This is a genomic window from Campylobacter sp. 2018MI10, from assembly GCF_018501175.1.
GTDB lineage: Bacteria > Campylobacterota > Campylobacteria > Campylobacterales > Campylobacteraceae > Campylobacter_E.
Genome location: NZ_JAHCZD010000001.1, coordinates 107,621 through 127,292 on the forward strand (window position 1 = coordinate 107,621; position 19,672 = coordinate 127,292).

Below are 19,672 nucleotides of genomic sequence, written 5' to 3' on the forward strand. Positions count from 1 at the left end.
AATGAAATTTATTTTAGAAAAAAGAGCTTTTGCTTTAGTAAGTGTAGCGTTAATTTTACCTTTTATTTTTGGACTTTGTGTGATTGCTTATGATTTAAGTATTACACTTAAAAATCATTCAAGATTACAAGATGCTTTAAGAGAGGCTAGTTTTTTAAGTGCCACCAATGAAGAGAATTTAGAAGATAGAGTAAAAATATTAGTGAGTGAATATTTAGGAAGTGATAAAAATGTATCAAATATACAAATAAAGCAAATTGATGGGATTACAAAAGTCACAGCAGATATTACAAATAATGGTATTTTTAATAAATTTATATCAGTAGATGATGAAAGCATAAGCACTAAAGGCATTTACGGAATGCAACCATCTAGCAAAATTAGCGATACTGATTATATTTTTGCCATATCTTTCGGAAAGTCAGGAGCAGAAAATAGTACGCTTTTAAATTCCACTTTAAAAAATCTTTGCAATGAAGATAATAAAAAGCTAATTAAATATGGAGCTTGCAATCCTCCTTTAGGTAAAAAAGAAATCATAGATGCAACACAAACAATGATTGCAAATATAATTAAAACTGCCAAAGAATACGATAGTGAAAATAAACAGTATTTTGGTTTTGTACCTTATTCTAATGTCGTGATGGTAAAAGGTAAAGATTTATATGAAAAAACTATTGTAGATATAGGCGATGGATTAACAAAAAGCGAATATGAAAACGCATATTATTATATTGACCCAATGGATATTTATGTTCCAAGTGAGTTTAAAAAAGTTGATTTTTTTTCTAGGTATTATCCAAAAAACATATTAAATCATGCAAATTCTAAGCTTGATATATTAGTTTTAAATCGTTTAAAAGCTTTAAATATTGATACTACTATTTTTACAAATGAATTTTCGGGGGATTTTTTGCTTAGAAAATTTGCACTTGATTTAAATAATGAAAGATTACAAAATTATTCTAAAAAAGATATTGAAGATGCCATTAAAACATTTGATTTAGGATACGATAATCAAAAACCAGGCTTAAATGAAGGCGAGTTTAAAAAAGATAAAACTAGAATAGAAAATACTATAAATAATGCTTTTAGCGAAAATGAAAGTATGATTTTTAGACTTTATAATCCAAAGGTTGATAGGCTTTTAATTAAAGGTTCAAATACAGAAATAATACAAACAGCAAAAGCTATGCAAAAAGCTGAAAAAGAATATCAAAGCTATTTAGAGGCTTTGGCAATAGTTAAAAATGTTTTAAATAGTAGTGTTGGTGATGGTTCTTTTAATAATGACTTTGATACAGATTATGCTTTAAATTTATATAACGTTTATTATAATAAATATATAATTGGAGAAGATGGCAGTTATTATGGATATGATGAGATAAATGATTGCAGAATTAATGGCGATGAAATGATGTACGCGTTTGAAGATTACGAATCAGCCTTAAGAAATAATAATTTAAGTGAAGCAAAAAATAAATTTAGTGAGGCAATGAATTATATAAAACAAGCCGAACAATGCTCTTCAACTTCAATTCCTAAACTTTATGAAACTAAAGAAGAATTTGAAAAAGACTTATTAAATCTTCATAATTATATAGAAGGAGAAGATTATCAAGGGTATTATGATATGGTTGATTTAAAAGGTGATGATGAGGGTTATGCTGATTGGGATTTAATAAACAATGCTCTTTACGATAAAGACTATAGCTTAATCACAAAATTACTAACTAAATACAAAAACAAATACAAAACAATATCTTATTTTAAAATAATAATCGCTCCAACTTATCCAAAAGAAGCTCCAAAAATTACAATTAGTACAGTTTTAGTAGAGAAAATACAAGAGCTTAGTAAGGAAGTGAAAAAATTACAAGCTGACTTTAATAGAATAGATACATTTCAATTTAGATATTGTGAAGACTCAAAAAATATAGAAAAGGAACCAAAGTTTTGCGATTTTTCAAAAGAACCATTAAAGAGTAAATTTGACAAAAGAAATATTCTTAAAAGAGATTTAGATGATAAGCAAACAGAATTGGATAGATTAAATAATACAAGTAGGTTTTTAAATGGTAGCAGTATTTTAAGTGACGAATTAAACTACGAATTAATTACCAAACTTGAAGGAATGATGAATGAAGCTTTTAGAAAATATAAAAATGCAGAAAGTGATTTAAATGCAAATTTTGATTTTAAAGGAAAGGCTTTAGGGAATAGTTATATGGCATTTTTATTAGGTGGGGTTACTCAGCAAACAATTGCAAATGCTATGAAATTTGTTGAAATAAAACCTTTAAAAATTCAAACTCCAAGTGATATAAAAGAAATTAATATTTTAAATGAAATACCATTTAAAATTGATAGAGGTTCTTATGATGTGGTAACTCCTTTAAATAAAGATTTTGCAAGCGTAGGACTTATTAGAGCTGCACTAATGGCTACAAAGTCTAAAAGTAATAATCCAAATGTGAAAATATTAGTTTTTTCATCAGCAGCAAGTGATAATGATGAAGCACTTTTTAAGGCAGGATTATGTCAAAGATTAAAAAATGGTATTAAACAAATTACTGGTAAAAATACAGAAATTTATGCAATTACTTTAGGCTTATCAAAAGATGAAATGAAACTTGTGAATGAAAGCAAATATAAGCAAGTTTGGTCGCAATGCACAAATAATATTTTAATAGGAGAATCTGTTGAAGATTTAATTAATATAATATATCAAAATATATTTAATACACCGTTTGGAAATATTACATATAAGTAAAGTATATTTTTAAACTTGATTAACTTAATAAAGTTATTATTAAATAATAAAAATTATTAATTAGGAGATAAAATGTTAGATTTAGCTATTATTGGTGGTGGCCCTGCTGGTCTTAGTGCGGGATTATATGCAACTCGTGGTGGGCTTAAAAATGTTGTAATGTATGAAAAATTTATGCCAGGCGGACAAATCACAAGCTCAAGTGAGATGGAGAATTACCCAGGCGTTGCAACCGTAATGGATGGAATTAGCTTTATGGCACCTTGGAGTGAGCAAAGCACTAGATTTGGTCTAAAAATTGAGCAAAAAGAAGTAATTAGAGTTGAAAAAAATGGCGAGAATTTTAAAATAATTTTCTCTGATAATTCAAGCGAAGATGCTAAAGCTGTTATAGTTTGCACAGGAGCAGCTCCTAAAAAAGCTGGTTTTGTAGGCGAAAATGAATTTTTTGGTCGTGGAGTAAGCACATGTGCAACTTGCGATGGTGCGTTTTATAGAAAAAAAGAAGTTGCAGTTTTAGGTGGTGGAGATACCGCACTTGAAGAAGCACTTTATCTAGCTAATCTATGCTCTAAAGTATATTTAATCCACAGAAGAGAAGGTTTTCGTGCAGCTCCATCAACCGTTGAAAGAGCTAAGAAAAATGAAAAAATTGAGTTCATTTTAAATGCTAAAGTAGAAGAAGTAGTAGGAGATAATGCTGGAGTTACAGGCGTTAAAATAGTATTTAATGATGGTAGCAAAAAAGATTTAGCAGTTCCAGGGATATTTACTTTCGTAGGACTTGATGTAAGAAATGAAGTATTAAAACAAACTGATGGCTCATTTTTATGCGAAATGATAGGAGATGCTGTTAAGGTTGATTTAAAAATGAGAACGAGTGTTGAAGGCTTGTTTGCTGCAGGAGATTTAAGAGTAGATGCTCCAAGACAAGTTGTTTGTGCTGCGGCTGATGGTGCTAATGCTGCTTTAGGCGTAATTTCATATTTAGAGAGCAAACATTGATAACTAAAATCAAATTAGCATTAGTTAATGAAGACTTTTACGAATTAGAAAGTTTAGCCAATGAGCTAGAAGATAAAATTAATAGCAATTGGCTAGATACTCTAAGTAAAGATGAATTAGTAGAATTACAAGCCTTGCATACTCAATTAATTGATACTTTATTAAAATTAAAGCATAAAGATTTAGAAAGATTAAAAAAGCTTAAAAAATCTTTAAGCTATATAAAATAGGAATTTTAAATTCCTATTCTTACCATCTAGTTACGCCACCAATAGCCATTACACTAGCACCTACAATAAAAAGGCTAATTAATTTTATAACTAACAATAAAGCAATAATAAATCCAATAGCTATTAAAATATTTATGGGTTTTCAGGGTTGAATTAAAATTAGAAAGTTTAGCCAATGAGCTAGAAGAAAAAATTAATAGCGGTTGGCTAGATACTCTAAGTAAAGATGAATTAGTAGAATTACAAGCTTTGCATACTCAATTAATTGAAACTTTACTAAAATTAAAGCATAAAGATTTAGAAAGATTAAAAAAGCTTAAAAAATCTTTAAGCTATATAAAATAGGAATTTTAAATTCCTATTCTTACCATCTAGTTACACCACCAATAGCCATTACACTAGCACCTACAATAAAAAGGCTAATTAATTTTATAACTAATAATAAAGCAATAATAAATCCAATAGCTATTAAAATATTTATGAGTTTTCTAGGTTTGCTAATAGGTGTTAGCTCGTATTTAGTGAAAAATTCTTTTAATAAAAAATATCTATAAGTTGCACTTGTTAAAACGCTGATAATTATATAAATTAAAACATAACTAATATAAGAAAAAATCAAAAGAATTTGATAAGCCCTTTGGTTTAAAATAAAAATAACCAAAAAACGATAAAACCACAATTACCCCATAAACAATTCCTGCATAAATCCACATAGAACGCAACGCATAACTAAAATAACTAAACAATAATGTAGGAAGGCATATATCTTTTAGTCTAAAAGAATATCTTGCTGTATTTGATTCGCCATTATTTGTATAGTATTTTGCCGCATTGCTTAACTCATCAACTATTGCAGCATTTGGCAATTCTCCTACAAATTCACTCAACTTTACTCTCAATTCTTCTTCGTTTTTGATTAATTCTTGACCTTTGTTAGAAATTAAAAAATCTGTTTTCATAAAATCATCCTATTATTTGTAATATTTTTGTGTAATTGTCTTTTTGAACTGCTTTATATACAAAATATATATCAACTAATACATAAATATATAAAGCCCATAAAATAAAAACTCCGATAAATATAAGTGTCGAAGCCAAGCCTATTAAAAATAGACCTATTTTTAAAAATCCTAAAAGCATATTTCCTTGATAAAATCTATCAACACCCCAAACTCCGAAGAAAAATCCTAAAACTGCTGCTAAAATTGGACTTTTTAACGGGATTAGTGGAAGGTTTTTATATTTTTCTTCGCTTAAATTATCAAGTTTATCATTTAGCATAAACTTTTGCTCACTTGAAATTTTATTATCAAGTAGCATTAAAATGGAACTCTTATCCATAATTACTCCTTTTTTAAAATGAAGTAATTATTCTACACCCCCCCCCTATTAACAAAGGGTAAATTAATAAAAAATAATTTAAGATTTTAATTTTTAATTTCTTGTGAGTTCTCTTTAGCACTTACCATATAAACATATCTATAAGGACTAAGAGTTTTTGTATCTTCTAAAATAGCTCTTTTATACCCAGCTTCATCTATGATTTTTACTACTTTTCCAACATAAATACCCTCTGGAAAAATCAAATCCTTTCCACTCGTATAAACCAAATCTCCTATATTTAATTCTTTATAATCAGTAACGAAATTAACATAAATTGAATTTTTACTACCTTGTAAAATAGCAGGAGTTTTATTTTCCCCAACAACCACAGAAAAAACACATTTTTCATCATTTAAACTAAGTGCATAAGCTCTATTATTATTTGAATACATAATCCCCACTGCATTATTATCATATATCAAACCATAAGTAATATCAGGCTTTATACCATCATAACTCATCCAAAATTTAGTTAAACTTCCAATTTTTTCATAAGATAATACCCTAGTTAAGGCTAATTCAAATTCATATTTTTTAAGATTATGGGCTTTTGCAAGATTGTTATATTCTATAACTAAATTATCATATAAGAATTTGTATTGTTTTAGCTTTTTATTTTCTATGCTTAATTCATCTATCTGATTTACTTGATTAAAATATTTAGTAATATTTTGTTTGGTGTAATCATAAGCATTATAAAGCTTATTTAAAACAAAATCATTAACCCCTAAAACAGCATTTTTAACATCTGCTACAAAATAATAAGAAGATGTAAGCAAAACGCATATTAGGAGTAATAATTTAAATTTATTCATCATTTACTATTTGTCTTAGTAAAGAAATCTCTTCAAGTATTTTTCCAGTTCCCCTTGCTACTGCGTGAAGTGGCTCATCAGCAACATAAACAGGTAATTTCACAATATCGCTTAAATATTTATCAATTCCACGGATTAATGCTCCACCACCAGTTAGCACTATACCATTTTCTACAATATCGCCTGCAAGTTCTGGTTTTGTATTTTCTAATACGAACTTAAGTGCATCAGCAATTTCTTTTAAAGGCTCTTTTATAGCTTCACGAATATCTTCGCTACTTAGCTCAACCTTACTTAAAAGCCCTTTTACTTGGTCTTTTCCTTTAACAACTATAGTTAATTCTTCAGGTAATTGAATAGCTGAACCAACTTGGATTTTAATATCTTCGCTAGTTCTTTCGCCTATTATTAGATTGTATTTTTCTTTTACATAATTTACAATTGAGCTATCTAACTTATCTCCTGCTGTTCTAATACTTTTTGCAGTATGAAGACCACCTAGAGTAATAACTCCTATTTCAGTAGTTCCACCACCAATATCAACTACTAATGAGCCGACAGGTTCTTGCACGGGAAGATTTGCACCAATTGCTGCAGCCATTGGCTCTTCAACCAAATACACTTCTCTTGCACCAGCACTCAAAGCACTTTCGCGAACTGCTTTTCTTTCAACTTGAGTTAGACCATAAGGAACTGATATTAATATTCTAGGGCGTAAAAAACTCTTTCTTTTATGTGTTTTTTCAATAAAATATCTAATCATTTTTTCAGTCATATCAAAATCAGCTATAACCCCATCTCTCATAGGGCGAATTGCTTGAATATCGCTAGGAGTTTTGCCTAGCATTTCTTTAGCTTCTTTACCAACTGCTAAAATTTTACTCTTTCCATATTTTGTATGTTGAACTGCTACAACACTTGGCTCATCAATTACTACACCCTTATCTTTTACTAGCACAAGAGTATTTGCTGTGCCTAAATCAATACCCATATCACTTGAAAATAACCCTATTAAATGGTCTAGTATCATTTATTATCCTTAATTTTTAAAAAAATAGCATCGCCTTCGCCATTAACAAAATCTTTATTTATAACGATTTCATAACCTTCATATTTATCTAAATCAAACATTAAATCAAGTAATAATTGTTCTAATATCCCACGAAGACCCCTTGCTCCTGTTTTTCTATCAAGAGCTTTTTTAGCAATAGCTAAAAGTGCGTCTTTATCAAATTCTAATTTAACACCATCAAATTCAAAAATCTTTTGATATTGCTTGATTATTGAATTTTTTGGCTCAATTAAAATTCTTACCATATCTTCTTCGCTAATTTCATTAAGACTTGCAATTGCGTGCAATCTTCCAACTAATTCAGGAATTAGACCAAATTTAATCAAATCATCAGGCTCAATATGTGAATACAATTCATCTTCACTAAGTTTAACGCTAGTAGTATCAAAACCCATTACATTCTCGCCTTGCTTTTGCTTTAAAATCTCTTCAATTCCATCAAAAGCACCACCACAAATAAATAAAATATTTGAAGTATCAACTTGAATAAATTCTTGATTTGGGTGTTTTCTACCGCCTTGTGGTGGGACATTTACAACGCTACCTTCTATTATCTTAAGCAATGCTTGCTGAACGCCTTCTCCACTTACATCTCTTGTAATTGAGCGGTTTTCTCCCTTTCTTGCGATTTTATCAATTTCATCAATGAAAATTATCCCACATTCTGCACGCTCAACATTATAATCAGCTGCTTGTAAAAGTCTTGTTAAGATATTTTCAACATCTTCTCCTACATATCCAGCTTCAGTTAAACTCGTAGCATCGCAAATTGCTATAGGAATATCAAGTGCTTTTGCCATAGTTTGAGCTAAAAGTGTCTTACCACTTCCTGTAGGTCCTACTAATAAAACATTTGATTTTGCTAATTCTACATCACTCTCATCAGCATTACTCATAAGCCTTTTATAATGATTATGAACGCTTACGCTTAAAACCTTTTTTGCTCTATCCTGACCTATTACATAATTATCCAAATGAGATTTTAAAGCTTTTGAACTTATATCTTTTAAACTATCAGCTACCTCATCTACTGCTAATTCTTTATTTTTAGCATCATACATTTTAAATATAACACCAGCACAAGTAGGACAAATTGTATTGTTTTTACCATTTGAAAGTAGGTCAAACGGATAAGATTTGCCACAAAAACTACAAATATTATTGCTCATTATCATTTCCTTTCACTGGAATTCCACGCTTTGTATTTAAAATAAACGAGCATAATTTAACAACTTCGGCAGAATTTGAACTCTCATATAAAGATTTTGCTCTATCGCTAATTAGCCCTGTTTTGCTTCTAAAAATCTTACTAAATGCTTCACTTAATTCATTTATTTTATCTTTTTCTAAATGTCTTCTAAGCCCTACTAAATTAAGACTTCTAACATAAGCACGATTACCTTCAGCTAGACAAAAATGTGGTAAATCTTGAGATAATGCTGAAGCACCTCCAAGCATACAATAATCGCCTATTTTAACCCATTGATGAACCGGAGTAAGTCCGCCAATCACACTAAATGAGCCAACTTCAACATGCCCTGCTAAGGTTACATTGTTTGCTAAAATTATATTATCAGCTAAGGTGCAATCGTGTGCAATATGAACATAAGCCATTATGAAATTATTATTTCCAACTCTTGTGTATCCATCGCCTTTTTGTGTGCCACAATTTATAGTGCAAAACTCACGAATAGTTGTGTTATCACCTATTATTAAAGCTGAAAAATCATCGTTTTTATAAGAAATATCTTGTGGAATATCACCTAAAATAGCATAAGAAAAAATCTTGCAATTATTTCCTATTTTTGTATTTCCTAAAATTCTTGCACCACTTTTAACAATGCAATTATCACCAATTTCTACATTACTTCCTATATATGCAAAAGGCTCAATGCTAACATTTTTGCCTATTTTTGCACCATTTTCTATTATTGCTAAATCTGAAATCATTTATCTACTATCATCGCTTTTAAAATTGCTTGAGTGCATAATGTATCATCTACATAAGCCTCGCCACTAAACACCCACATTGCTCCACGATTTTTAACAACGCTCATTTTATATACTAATTTATCGCCTGGTCTTACTGGTGATTTGAATTTTACTTCTTCCATTCCTGTAAAATATACTACCTTGCTTTTAGGATCAACACTATCTTTCATACTTTGAAAAGCTAAAATTCCACCCGTTTGAGCCATTCCTTCTAATATTAAAACTCCTGGATAAATCGGATGACCTGGAAAGTGTCCTGCAAATACTTGATCACTTATACTAACATTTTTATAACCTAATACATAACCTTCATCAAGATTGATTTCTGTGATTTTATCAACTAACAAAAATGGTGGTCTATGTGGTAAAATTTCTTGAATTTGCATTACATCTAACATTATTATTCCTTTACTATGCTTAAAGGGATTTATTTTAATTTCAGCAATTAAACAAAGTGTAATAATTATAAGCTTTATCGTTGGTAAAGTATAATTTATAAAATTCCAATGCTTTTAAAATAAAAACTATCTTAAAAGCATTAAAAATTAAAATAAAAAGTCTAAATTAAGCCCTTTTAATTCAAAGTCTTTATGAAAATCATTTGGCATAGGAGTTTTTATATCATAATCAAATATTTTTGTCCTAGCACAATGAAGCATTAGCCTTGAGCTAATTATTTTACTATATTTAACATCGCCTAAAATTCCTAGACCAACGCTATTTAAATGAACTCTTATTTGATGAGTTCTACCTGTTGCAATTTGCACTTTTAATAAGGTTTTTTTACCTTCTATAATTAAAGGCTCTATTTTAGTATAAGCGTATTTTGCGTTTTCGCTATTACTAATTTTGCTAAATGCACTTTTGCCTTTTATGGTTAAAATCGGCTCATCAATCTCCATTCCTTCGCTTACTATTTTATTAGTAATTGCTAGGTAGAGTTTTTGCACTTTTTCTTTTTTATATTCGTTTTTTGCAGCCTTTAAAAACTCTTCATTTTTAGCAAATAATACAATGCCACTTGTATCCTTATCAAGTCTATTTAAAAGAGTGTAATTATTTTTAATATGTTCGCTCGCAATACCAATTGGCTTATTAATAGCTAATAAATTATCATCTTCAAACAATACGCTAAGCTCTGGTTTTGCAAGTTTAAAAATAGTATTAACAGGCATAAGACCCCTTGCAATCTCTAATCTTTTGCCCCCGTGCATTACTAAACCTAAATCTATTAATTCTTTAGCAGCTGAATTTGAAATTCCTTCTTGAATTGCTAATAATTTATATGCTTTATCTTGTTTCATTTATTTTCCTATCTAATATTTCGCATAATGCGTTGAAAGTATATTCGTTTTTGATTTTAGCATTTTTAACATTTGTAAAATCAATATCATCACTAATTTTTATATTTTCTATACATTTTAGACTTGAATATTGAGAAAATACATTAGTTCCTGAAGTGATTTTGCAGCCAAAAAACGCAGCTTCGGCGAAATTATGTCCGCCTATTTTAACATAAGAACCACCCAAAATCACATAATCACTAATTGAGTAAAAATTAATCAATTCTCCTAAAGTATCTAGCAAAAATACTTCACTTTTTAAATATCCATCACAATCATTGCTATATTTTACAATGTTAAAGCCTTTATTATTAAGCAATTTTTCAACCTTGTGAAATCTTTCAGGGTGTCTTGGTGCTATTATTAGACATTTATCTTTTAAGAAATTTTTATCTAGCTTATTTAGAATTATTTCTTCTTCATTTTCGTGAGTGCTTGCAATTAAAATTATTTCTTTATTTTTGCTTAATTGCTTAGTAACTATTGGCTTATTTGTAATCTTTATATTTGTAAAAACTTCTATATTTTTAGCATTAAAATATTCTAATCTTTCTTTATCTTCATTACTTTGAGCAAGGATTAAATCAAAATATGAAAATATTTTTGCATAATAAAAACTAAATTTTTTATAATTTTTAAAGCTATTTTCTTTCATTCTAGCGTTTAATAAAATAGTATTTTTATCAAAATCTTTATATATTTTAAGTAAAGCCAACCACAATTCTGCTTCAAATACTATTAAAGTCTTAGCAGGTTTAAGCCATAAATATAATAATGGCTCATAAGGTAGTAAAAAAGCATTATCATCAAATTCTTTTGCTTTCATAAGTCCTGTTTTTGATGAACAAGTAAGTAATATTTTAAAACCTTTATTTTTATAATATTTAATCAACTCACCTAAAGCGACAGCTTCTCCATAACTTGCAAAATGAAAATGAATATCTGCTATTTTATGCTTTTTGAATGGTAAAAATTTTTGATAAAGTTTAGAATATTTATCCTTAAAACTTAAAGGAATTAAAGCCAATAAGAATAAAGGATAAATTAAAATAGAAACAAGAATATAAAAAAAATACATTTTTTAAATTATAAAAATTACTCTTCTATGTATAAAATTCTTCCACAATGTGGGCAGTTATTAATCTCTTCACTTTTTAAAACTGCACTAAAAGTTTTGCTATTTAGTTGCATAAAACAACCATAGCAAGCTTGTTTTTTAACAGGAACTACTGCAGTATTCTTAGCCCATTTTCTAATTTTTTCATAAAATCCGAAAACTTTGCTATCAATTTCGCTAGCTAACTTATCTTTTCTTACATAAATTTCTTTTCTTTTTTCTTCAATAGCATCAAGTGCTGATTTTTGATTAGCTATTGCTATAGTTAAATCATCATTTAATTTAGTAATTTCTTTTTGATTTTCTTTAATTTCTTCTTTTTTATTATCTACTATTTTTTCTAATTTTGATATTTCTTCATTTGCAGCTTCTAATTGCTCTCTTGCGATTTCTTCTTCTAATTTTAAAGCATTTGCTTCTTTTTCTGTTTTTACTAAAGCAATTTTTTTAGCTGTTTCATTTATCTTTGTTGAAAATTGAGCTATGTGATTTTCTACTTTTACTTTACTCTCACTAATTTCTTTTATGCTTTCTTCTAATTTTGAATTTTTATTCTCAAGACTTTTAATTTTATCTTCTAAATTGTTCGCTTCTCTTTTAGCACTTTCAATTTGTGGTAAAAAACTATCTATTTCTTTATCTAATTTAGAAAGCTCTACTAATTGTGATAGGTGTTTATTCATAGTATGTCCTTAATACTCTAAAAATGGATTTTTTGAAGAGCTGATTATAATCTCTATCGGTAATTTTTGCAAATTACTCGCTAAAGAATTAGCAAAACAAATCTCACTTTCATAATGCTTAATATCAATTAAACTTATATTATTTTCACTAAGAGCTAAAGCGTCGTGATATTTAATATCTCCTGTTAAAAATATATTACTCTTAAGCTCACTAGCCAATGAAATTCCAGAACCCGTGCAAATTCCTATTAAATCAGTTTGAATTATTTCTTTTGCTAAAGATATTGATATTTTTTTTAAGTTTAATTTAGCCTTTAAAAAATCAGCCAATTCATAAATATCTTTAAAATTATTCTTAGCATAAGCTAAAAACCCATCGCTTTCAATTATTTCTAAGCCTAAAAACTTTTCACAAAAATATCTATTTAAATGACTTAAATCATAATTCGTATGCATAGAAATTAAAGCACAATTTTTTTTGATTAATTCTTTTAAAATATTACCAGCATAATCATTTTTAATACTTTTAATACCCTTAAAAATCAAAGGATGATGAGTAATAATCAATGAATTTGGTAAAAATGATTTTACTTGATTAAAATCTAAATCAAGGCTAAGATAAATCCTTTCGCAACTATCATCATTACTTAAAATTAACCCACTATTATCCCAACTTTCTTGAGTATTAAAAGGACTTAATTCATCTAAAATCTTATAAATCTCACTTATTTTCATAAAAATTCCTTATATAAAACGCTAAGCCAAGTTAAAACAGCTATTAAAATAGTAAAAAATACTCCAGCAGAGCCTAAGTCTTTTGCATCTTTTGCAAGTTTATGGTATTTTGAAGTTGCCAAATCTACAACGCTCTCAATAGAAGTATTAAAGCATTCAGCAGCAAATACTAAAATAATAACACCTATTAAAAATGCCTTTTCAAATAAAGAAAAAGGATAAAATAAAGCAAATAAAATAAAGCAAATTCCTATTACAAATTCTATCCTAAAAGCACTTTCATTTAAAGCTCTTTTAACCCCTGCTAAAGCATAACTTGCGTTTTTAAAAAATGAGTATTTCTTCTTCATATTTTCTCCTATTTAGCTAGATTATAAAAAAATTATTAATACTTTCAAATTGATAGCATAAATTTACTAGCATTCATAGCAAATACAACACAAGCTATGCTAGCAGCTCCACTAAGCCTTGCTTCTCCAAACATAGAACTAACTTCTCCTATAGCAAACATATTATTCTTAGCTGTATTAGTATCTATATCAACTACTCTTGCAAATATATCTGATTTAACCCCACCTAAAGTATAGTTTAAATAAACATCTACATTAGCCAAATAAAACATAGGCTTATTAATTGCTTTAATAGAAATATTATTAAGATTTTTACCCAATTTATCAATCCTATTACCAAAATAGCTATTGTATTCATCAACGCAATTAATTAATCTTTTATCAATTTCTTCTAAAGAATAGTATTTGTAAAATATACTTGTATCATTTATATAATTTATTCCGTGATTATCTAGGAGTAATTTAACTAATTTATTATTTTTAATTTCATTTAAAATCGCTATTGCTAAATCTTGCCTTGAGCTATCTTCTCTAACAAATCTTTTAAAATCAGAATTAATTAAAATTCCATATTTAAAAATATCCATAGGCAAAACAAAAGCAAATCTCATTAGACTTAATTGAGTTGGGATTGCTCCATTTTTTAATAAAATCTTTAAAGAATTTGAATTGTTCTTAGACATAGTTTTAGCATAATAAGCTAGTGGATAATGAATTTTTATAAATTCTTTATCGTTTGCAAATCCACCAGTGCAAAAAGCTATATTTTTAACCTTAATTTTTATGATTTCATCTTTATGTAAAATACTTGCAATACCATTATCAAAATCAATTAATTTAGCCTTAGTTAATATATTTACATTTTTACTAAGCAATCTGTTGATTAATGGATTTATCACACTTTCTTTAGCATTTTTTAAAGGGTGTAATTCTCTAGGAACTGAATGATTTAAGCTATTTAATATAGCTAATTCAAATTCAACCCCAAAACTTTTTAAAAGTTGAGTAGCTTGTGCTGATTTTTCACTAAGCTCTTTTAATAAAGTAAAATCAGCATAATTAGTTGAATAAGAAATCAAATCATCATAAAATTTATCATCTTTTATATTTGCTAGTTGTTGAAAAGATGAATTACTAGCAGCAAAATTTAAATAACTCTTAGCTCCGCCTAATTCATCATCTTGCTCAATTAATAAAATATCTTGTTTAACCAATAAATTCGCCAATGTTAAACCACTAATACCACTACCTACAATTAAACAAAACAACTCATTCATAAGCAATCCTAATATAAAAATTAGCTCCAATTTTTCTAGTTTTTAAAAATACATCAGCATTTAACTCGCTATTTAAAATATTTTTTATCATAAAAAGCCCAAGCCCTGAACCATTTTTCGTGCTAAAATAAGGTTTAAAAATTTCTTCTTCTAAATCCTTTTTAACCCCTATTCCATTATCTTTTATACTAATGTAAATATTATTTTTATAAGCATAAAGATTAATTATAATATAAGGATTTTTTATATTAACTAAAGCATCTTTTGCATTTGTAATGAGATTGATTATTGCATGAGCTAAACTATTTTTATATGAATTTATTTTTAAATTCTTATCAAGTCTTAAAGTAGTATTAATTGCATTCCTTGTAAGGCTTGCATTACAAATCGTTAAAGAATTTAAAATAGCTTCATAAACATAAAAAGAGCTTTTTTCTTGCTTTGTCTTATAAAAATCATAAAATTCATCAATAGTTTTTGACATATAATTTAAAATAGGATTTATCTCTTTTAATTTTTGATGAAACTTATCATCAATTTTTTGTTTTTCTAAACTAATCTCAAGATAACTAGAAATTGCACCTAAAGTTGCTAATGGCTGTCTATATTCATGAGCTATACAAGCTATCATTTCACCTAATGCAGCTAATTTTGATTGATGGTTTAGCAATTGCTCTTTTTGTGTATTTTCATCTAATTTAGCCTTAATGATTTCAACTTGATTTTTTACTTCTTCTTGTAAATTTGCATTTAATTTTCTTAGTTTTTCTTCAGTTTTTAATAATTTATTAATTAAAAATCCTAAAACAAAATATACCCCAATAAAAGCAAAAAATACCAAAATCACACTAATTATAAAAGCCTTTTTTATTATATGTAAATGAGTTTTATAATCTTTTGTAATATCTTTTTTAATCAATATTAAAAATCTATCATTTAAAATAATTTCATTACTTAAATAATATTTATCATCTAACTTAATTATATCTTCATCATTTTTTAAAAGTTTAGTTTTATTTTGCCAATCAAATTCATTATAAAAATACTCATTTTCATACTTTAAAGCAGCTAAAAAATCATCTTGAATTTTTAAATTATCTAATAATTTTTTTGCACTTATTGTATAAGTAATCGCATAATTTTCATTTATTTTTAAATTAATTAAATAAACTGGTTCGGTATTTAATCTAAGTAAAATATCTGTTTGATTATTAAAATCATATTGGCAATTTAATTTTATTTTATCTTTTTCTATGCAAATATTTTCTTTTAAAATAAATAATTTAATATCCTTTAAATACGCCTCATTTGAGCTTAGATTTAAAAATAATTTATTTAATTTATTTAGCTTTTCATCATTTTTTAAATAATCTAAATTAGAACCAAATTCATAACTAATACTAAGCGTATTGTTTAATAAATTATTTAAAAAATCATTATAAAAATAAATAAACCTATCATTAAAACTATTTTTGTTTTGAAATAAATAATTTTTATGCCAAGAAATATATAAAAAATTCAAAATAAAACATAAAAAAATAATCAAAGTTAAAACAAATATAAAAGCTTTTTTGCGAATGCTTATATTAAGTAATTTTGATATAGTATCCACGAGAATTTGCATTATGAATTATACCTTTATCGCCTAATTTCTTTCTAAGATTTTTAATGAGTGATTTAATAGCATCAGAACTTACATCATAATCATTATATACATAATCGCAAATCTTATAAATATCTACAATGTTAGGACTACTTTTTAACAAAATTTCAAGCAATAAAAATTCTTTTTTGCTAAGCTTAATAATCTCATCATTTATTAATAACTCATTTAAATCAATATCTAAATATATATTATTGCTTAATTTAATTTTATTATTAATACTTTTTATAGCCTTTTTTAAAGCATCTTCAAGTTTAATCCTATCAAAAGGTTTTATTAAATACTTGCAAATATTAAGCTCAACTGCACTTAATAAAGTTTGTTTATCACTTAAAGCTGTAATCATAATAGCAGGAATTTTATTATCAGAATTTCTTATATTTTCTAATAAATTTAAACCATCAAGTTTTGGCATAGAAATATCAAGTAATAATATATCAGGCTTTTTAGCCAAATATATATCTAAAGCACTTAAGCCATCTTTAGCATAAAGCACATTAAAATCAAGTAGTTCTAGCAAATCAATAACTTGACTTGCTAGATTTAAATCATCTTCTGCATATAAAATTGTGTATTTTTTCATTTTTTATCTAATTTACCCCTTAAACCATCATGACCTACATGGGTATGACAACTTACACATTTTAATTCATTTGCGTAATCTAAATATCTTTTATGCATTGTATTTTGCATTTCATTTTTAGAATTAATTTTAGTAATATCTTGATGACATTTTAAGCATCCACTATCATAAACATAATCTTTTTTATGATTGAGTTTTTCATACCAATCTATCTTTTCATCAGCTCCAATAGCAGTGATACTAAATTCTTTAATGCCATTATAAGCTTTTGTGCTTAGATAATTTACTATATTATCGTGTGGCAAATGACAATCTACACAATTTGCCTTTATACCTAGATTATTATTACCACTATGAACATCTTTAATATAAGCTTCCTTCATCGGTTGCATTACATGACAACTTGCACAAAATTTATCATCGCCAGTCATTTGTATAGCTTTATGAGATAAAAACACAAAAATTAAAGTTAAAACCACAATAGATGAAACAAAAATAATAGTTTTTTTCATTTTATCTCCCTCATCCAAGTTTTAGTATTATGGCAAGTATTACACATATTAAATGATGGCTTATGCTCATTATGACAGGTGTAACAATTTAAATTCGCATTATCATGAATACTATTATGCGGGTTTTTACCTTTTAAAAAATCAAGCCTTTTTGCTAATTTCTCTTTACTTCCATGACAACTTAGACATGAATTAGAATCAAGTGCTTTATAATCTTTTTCATTTGCTTCTTTATGACAATCTGTGCATTTTAATTTCACTTCAATATGATGTGGTTTTATTGCAAATTCATTGCCTAATGCAAAAATACTTAATATCAAAATCATTAATAATTTTTGCATTTATACTCCTTTTAAAATATCTTTCGCACAAGCAATTCCTGAAGTCATACAATCAGGAATAGAACAACTAGTAAGCCTTGATTGTCCATGAACACCACCAGTTGCCTCACCAATCGCGTAAAGCCCTTTAATTGGCTCATAGTTACTAATATTTAAAACTCTCATATTTATATCAGCATAAACACCACCTGGAGTATAACTAAGACCTGGTGCAGCTGTCATTGCATAAAAAGGTGCTTTACTCATACTAGAATTTTTAATCTTACTTAAATCTTTTTTGAACTCATCTTTATTATTTGAAATGCCTGTTTCATAATCTTGCATTGTATTTGATAAATCATTTTCATTAAGCTTAAAATTATTAGCTAAATCACTTAAGCTATCAAATTTCTTCATTTTCCCTGCAGTAATAAAACTTTGCATTCTATTAGGGTCGTGCGAATTAGCAAATCCTATGCTATCAAAAATAATTATTGGATAAATTGTTGTGTTAATCTTTTCCATATGAGCTAAGATTTTATTTGATAAACCTTGTCTATCCCCATCTTCATTTAAAAATCTTTTAGCATTGCAATCAACCATAATCCCATAAATTAAATCTTCTGTAGGAATTCCAAAAGAAAATCTACTAAGTGCTAATTGAGTTGGGATTGCTCCTACCTTTAACATTTGTTTTAATGCACCAGCAGTCTGACCTAAACTTGAAGGGCTTTTTGCTAGTCTTAATCTAGGATTTACTATACTTCTAAACTCAATATCACGGCTAAATCCACCTGATGCAAAAACTACCGCAAGCCTTGCTTTATAGTGTTTTTTATCTCCACTTAAATTCTCTCTATCATCATTTGCTAGATTTCTATTAAATCTATAATTTTCTCTAACGCTTACGCCAATTATTTTGCCACTTTCATCTTGAATGATTTCATCGCATTTAGTTTCGTTTTTAATCTTTCCATTATGTTTTATAAAAAATTCATTTAAAGTGCTAATACAAGCACCGCCACCGCCAATAGTCTCAACACTTCTAGCAACACTATGACCGCCTAAAAACTTAAGCTTATCAGCATATTTAACCCCACAACTTTTAGCAAATTCATATGCTTCATTTGAATTTCTTATAATTCTTAAAGAATGTTCTAAATGATTATATCCAGCTCCAGCTTTATTTAAATCATTTAAAAATAATTCTTCGCTATCTTTTATGCCAGCTTTAATTTGTAAATCTGAATTAAGAACAGCAAAATCTTGTTGAGAAAGAACTGAATTACCACCAATTCTATCCATCTTTTCAATCATTAAAACATCAATTTTATTCTTTACTAAATAAGCAGCACAAATATGAGCACTCACACCACTTCCGATTATAATAACATCAGCTATTTCATCAAATTTTATGTCTTTTCCTAAATTATCATTAGCGTTTAATGCTAAAGGTGCACTAAGGCCAACTCCTGCTACTCCTTTTATAAAATTTCTCCTTGATAACATCTATACTCCTTCTAAAAAATCAATTTATTATAAAAATATGTAGTGGCAAAAAAGTGTCAAATATAAATTTATTTTTAAGATTTTAATATAAATTTTAAATCTAAGATAGTCAATATTTTAAATTATAGAAATGATATATTACCTATAAAATATTTAAAATCTTGATATTAATTTAATTTCTAGATTTGTTTAATAGTTTTTAAAAGTATAAAATAACTAATGAAAATCTTATAAAAATATCAAGTATTTAGTGCTTGTGTTGTTAAAAATTATTTTGTAATAAAAAAACAATATCCGATTTTTTCTGCTT

At 27.2% G+C, this 19,672-nt stretch carries 22 protein-coding genes; 3 read left to right on the top strand and 19 right to left on the bottom strand.

Annotated features, from left to right (window positions below; all coding sequences use genetic code 11):
- The first annotated feature begins 1 nt into the window (after position 1).
- From KJR01_RS00500 to KJR01_RS00510, 3 genes are all read left to right on the top strand, one after another.
- Positions 2-2,773, top strand: coding sequence for a TadE/TadG family type IV pilus assembly protein (locus tag KJR01_RS00500; RefSeq protein WP_214115819.1), 2,772 nt, complete (start codon positions 2-4; stop codon positions 2,771-2,773).
- Positions 2,774-2,845: 72 nt separating this feature from the next.
- The gene (gene trxB, locus KJR01_RS00505; RefSeq protein WP_214115820.1) at positions 2,846-3,778 is read left to right on the top strand and encodes a thioredoxin-disulfide reductase; all 933 of its coding nucleotides are present in this window, start codon (positions 2,846-2,848) and stop codon (positions 3,776-3,778) included.
- Positions 3,775-4,008: a hypothetical protein gene (locus KJR01_RS00510; RefSeq protein ID WP_214115821.1), complete on the top strand. Its 234-nt coding sequence runs from the start codon at positions 3,775-3,777 to the stop codon at positions 4,006-4,008. The genes trxB and KJR01_RS00510 overlap by 4 nt, the downstream gene beginning before the upstream one ends.
- A gap of 364 nt (positions 4,009-4,372) precedes the next feature.
- Here the strand turns inward: KJR01_RS00510 and KJR01_RS00515 are convergent, their stop codons facing one another.
- The 19 genes from KJR01_RS00515 to KJR01_RS00605 form a co-directional block, all read right to left on the bottom strand.
- Positions 4,373-4,627: a hypothetical protein gene (locus KJR01_RS00515; RefSeq protein WP_214115822.1), complete on the bottom strand. Its 255-nt coding sequence runs from the start codon at positions 4,625-4,627 to the stop codon at positions 4,373-4,375.
- Positions 4,608-4,967, bottom strand: a complete 360-nt coding sequence (locus tag KJR01_RS00520) for a hypothetical protein (protein ID WP_214115823.1) — start codon at positions 4,965-4,967, stop codon at positions 4,608-4,610. The genes KJR01_RS00515 and KJR01_RS00520 overlap by 20 nt, the downstream gene beginning before the upstream one ends.
- Before the next feature lie 4 nt (positions 4,968-4,971).
- On the bottom strand, positions 4,972-5,349 hold the full coding sequence (locus tag KJR01_RS00525; RefSeq protein ID WP_214115824.1) for an NINE protein: 378 nt from the start codon (positions 5,347-5,349) through the stop codon (positions 4,972-4,974).
- Positions 5,350-5,435: 86 nt separating this feature from the next.
- Positions 5,436-6,206, bottom strand: coding sequence for a rod shape-determining protein MreC (locus KJR01_RS00530; RefSeq protein ID WP_214115825.1), 771 nt, complete (start codon positions 6,204-6,206; stop codon positions 5,436-5,438).
- On the bottom strand, positions 6,199-7,236 hold the full coding sequence (locus KJR01_RS00535) for a rod shape-determining protein (RefSeq protein ID WP_214115826.1): 1,038 nt from the start codon (positions 7,234-7,236) through the stop codon (positions 6,199-6,201). Before KJR01_RS00535 ends, KJR01_RS00530 begins: the two co-directional genes overlap by 8 nt.
- Positions 7,233-8,447, bottom strand: coding sequence for an ATP-dependent Clp protease ATP-binding subunit ClpX (gene clpX / locus KJR01_RS00540; RefSeq protein ID WP_214115827.1), 1,215 nt, complete (start codon positions 8,445-8,447; stop codon positions 7,233-7,235). Before clpX ends, KJR01_RS00535 begins: the two co-directional genes overlap by 4 nt.
- Complete coding sequence (gene lpxA, locus KJR01_RS00545) at positions 8,437-9,228, bottom strand: acyl-ACP--UDP-N-acetylglucosamine O-acyltransferase (protein WP_214115828.1); 792 nt, start codon at positions 9,226-9,228, stop codon at positions 8,437-8,439. Before lpxA ends, clpX begins: the two co-directional genes overlap by 11 nt.
- On the bottom strand, positions 9,225-9,668 hold the full coding sequence (gene fabZ, locus KJR01_RS00550; protein ID WP_214115829.1) for a 3-hydroxyacyl-ACP dehydratase FabZ: 444 nt from the start codon (positions 9,666-9,668) through the stop codon (positions 9,225-9,227). Before fabZ ends, lpxA begins: the two co-directional genes overlap by 4 nt.
- A gap of 147 nt (positions 9,669-9,815) precedes the next feature.
- Positions 9,816-10,574, bottom strand: a complete 759-nt coding sequence (locus tag KJR01_RS00555; RefSeq protein ID WP_214115830.1) for a pseudouridine synthase family protein — start codon at positions 10,572-10,574, stop codon at positions 9,816-9,818.
- Positions 10,561-11,691, bottom strand: coding sequence for a glycosyltransferase N-terminal domain-containing protein (locus KJR01_RS00560; protein WP_214115831.1), 1,131 nt, complete (start codon positions 11,689-11,691; stop codon positions 10,561-10,563). Before KJR01_RS00560 ends, KJR01_RS00555 begins: the two co-directional genes overlap by 14 nt.
- Positions 11,692-11,708: 17 nt before the next feature.
- Positions 11,709-12,413, bottom strand: coding sequence for a zinc ribbon domain-containing protein (locus KJR01_RS00565; protein WP_214115832.1), 705 nt, complete (start codon positions 12,411-12,413; stop codon positions 11,709-11,711).
- 9 nt (positions 12,414-12,422) lie between these two features.
- On the bottom strand, positions 12,423-13,148 hold the full coding sequence (locus KJR01_RS00570) for a Nif3-like dinuclear metal center hexameric protein (protein ID WP_214115833.1): 726 nt from the start codon (positions 13,146-13,148) through the stop codon (positions 12,423-12,425).
- Positions 13,145-13,498 (bottom strand): diacylglycerol kinase, encoded by a 354-nt coding sequence (locus tag KJR01_RS00575; RefSeq protein ID WP_214115834.1) that lies wholly within the window; start codon positions 13,496-13,498, stop codon positions 13,145-13,147. The genes KJR01_RS00570 and KJR01_RS00575 overlap by 4 nt, the downstream gene beginning before the upstream one ends.
- A gap of 44 nt (positions 13,499-13,542) precedes the next feature.
- Positions 13,543-14,775, bottom strand: coding sequence for an FAD-binding protein (locus KJR01_RS00580; protein ID WP_214115835.1), 1,233 nt, complete (start codon positions 14,773-14,775; stop codon positions 13,543-13,545).
- Positions 14,768-16,399, bottom strand: a complete 1,632-nt coding sequence (locus KJR01_RS00585) for a sensor histidine kinase (RefSeq protein WP_214115836.1) — start codon at positions 16,397-16,399, stop codon at positions 14,768-14,770. Before KJR01_RS00585 ends, KJR01_RS00580 begins: the two co-directional genes overlap by 8 nt.
- The gene (locus tag KJR01_RS00590; RefSeq protein WP_214115837.1) at positions 16,362-17,021 is read right to left on the bottom strand and encodes a response regulator transcription factor; all 660 of its coding nucleotides are present in this window, start codon (positions 17,019-17,021) and stop codon (positions 16,362-16,364) included. Before KJR01_RS00590 ends, KJR01_RS00585 begins: the two co-directional genes overlap by 38 nt.
- The gene (locus KJR01_RS00595) at positions 17,018-17,533 is read right to left on the bottom strand and encodes a cytochrome c3 family protein (protein WP_214115838.1); all 516 of its coding nucleotides are present in this window, start codon (positions 17,531-17,533) and stop codon (positions 17,018-17,020) included. Before KJR01_RS00595 ends, KJR01_RS00590 begins: the two co-directional genes overlap by 4 nt.
- A complete protein-coding gene (locus KJR01_RS00600; protein ID WP_214115839.1) occupies positions 17,530-17,874 on the bottom strand; it encodes a cytochrome c3 family protein in 345 nt (114 codons plus the stop codon). The genes KJR01_RS00595 and KJR01_RS00600 overlap by 4 nt, the downstream gene beginning before the upstream one ends.
- On the bottom strand, positions 17,875-19,362 hold the full coding sequence (locus tag KJR01_RS00605; protein WP_214115840.1) for a flavocytochrome c: 1,488 nt from the start codon (positions 19,360-19,362) through the stop codon (positions 17,875-17,877).
- Between the last annotated feature and the right edge of the window lie 310 nt (positions 19,363-19,672).

Coding starts and splice junctions, on each gene's coding strand:
- KJR01_RS00565 (WP_214115832.1), bottom strand. CDS start 12,413: ATGAATAAACACCTATCACAATTAGTAGAGCTTTCTAAATTAGATAAA.
- KJR01_RS00555 (WP_214115830.1), bottom strand. CDS start 10,574: ATGAAACAAGATAAAGCATATAAATTATTAGCAATTCAAGAAGGAATT.
- KJR01_RS00535 (WP_214115826.1), bottom strand. CDS start 7,236: ATGATACTAGACCATTTAATAGGGTTATTTTCAAGTGATATGGGTATT.
- KJR01_RS00525 (WP_214115824.1), bottom strand. CDS start 5,349: ATGGATAAGAGTTCCATTTTAATGCTACTTGATAATAAAATTTCAAGT.
- KJR01_RS00530 (WP_214115825.1), bottom strand. CDS start 6,206: ATGAATAAATTTAAATTATTACTCCTAATATGCGTTTTGCTTACATCT.
- clpX (WP_214115827.1), bottom strand. CDS start 8,447: ATGAGCAATAATATTTGTAGTTTTTGTGGCAAATCTTATCCGTTTGAC.
- KJR01_RS00580 (WP_214115835.1), bottom strand. CDS start 14,775: ATGAATGAGTTGTTTTGTTTAATTGTAGGTAGTGGTATTAGTGGTTTA.
- trxB (WP_214115820.1), top strand. CDS start 2,846: ATGTTAGATTTAGCTATTATTGGTGGTGGCCCTGCTGGTCTTAGTGCG.
- KJR01_RS00605 (WP_214115840.1), bottom strand. CDS start 19,362: ATGTTATCAAGGAGAAATTTTATAAAAGGAGTAGCAGGAGTTGGCCTT.
- fabZ (WP_214115829.1), bottom strand. CDS start 9,668: ATGTTAGATGTAATGCAAATTCAAGAAATTTTACCACATAGACCACCA.
- KJR01_RS00520 (WP_214115823.1), bottom strand. CDS start 4,967: ATGAAAACAGATTTTTTAATTTCTAACAAAGGTCAAGAATTAATCAAA.
- lpxA (WP_214115828.1), bottom strand. CDS start 9,228: ATGATTTCAGATTTAGCAATAATAGAAAATGGTGCAAAAATAGGCAAA.
- KJR01_RS00575 (WP_214115834.1), bottom strand. CDS start 13,498: ATGAAGAAGAAATACTCATTTTTTAAAAACGCAAGTTATGCTTTAGCA.
- KJR01_RS00570 (WP_214115833.1), bottom strand. CDS start 13,148: ATGAAAATAAGTGAGATTTATAAGATTTTAGATGAATTAAGTCCTTTT.
- KJR01_RS00595 (WP_214115838.1), bottom strand. CDS start 17,533: ATGAAAAAAACTATTATTTTTGTTTCATCTATTGTGGTTTTAACTTTA.
- KJR01_RS00560 (WP_214115831.1), bottom strand. CDS start 11,691: ATGTATTTTTTTTATATTCTTGTTTCTATTTTAATTTATCCTTTATTC.
- KJR01_RS00600 (WP_214115839.1), bottom strand. CDS start 17,874: ATGCAAAAATTATTAATGATTTTGATATTAAGTATTTTTGCATTAGGC.
- KJR01_RS00500 (WP_214115819.1), top strand. CDS start 2: ATGAAATTTATTTTAGAAAAAAGAGCTTTTGCTTTAGTAAGTGTAGCG.
- KJR01_RS00590 (WP_214115837.1), bottom strand. CDS start 17,021: ATGAAAAAATACACAATTTTATATGCAGAAGATGATTTAAATCTAGCA.
- KJR01_RS00585 (WP_214115836.1), bottom strand. CDS start 16,399: ATGCAAATTCTCGTGGATACTATATCAAAATTACTTAATATAAGCATT.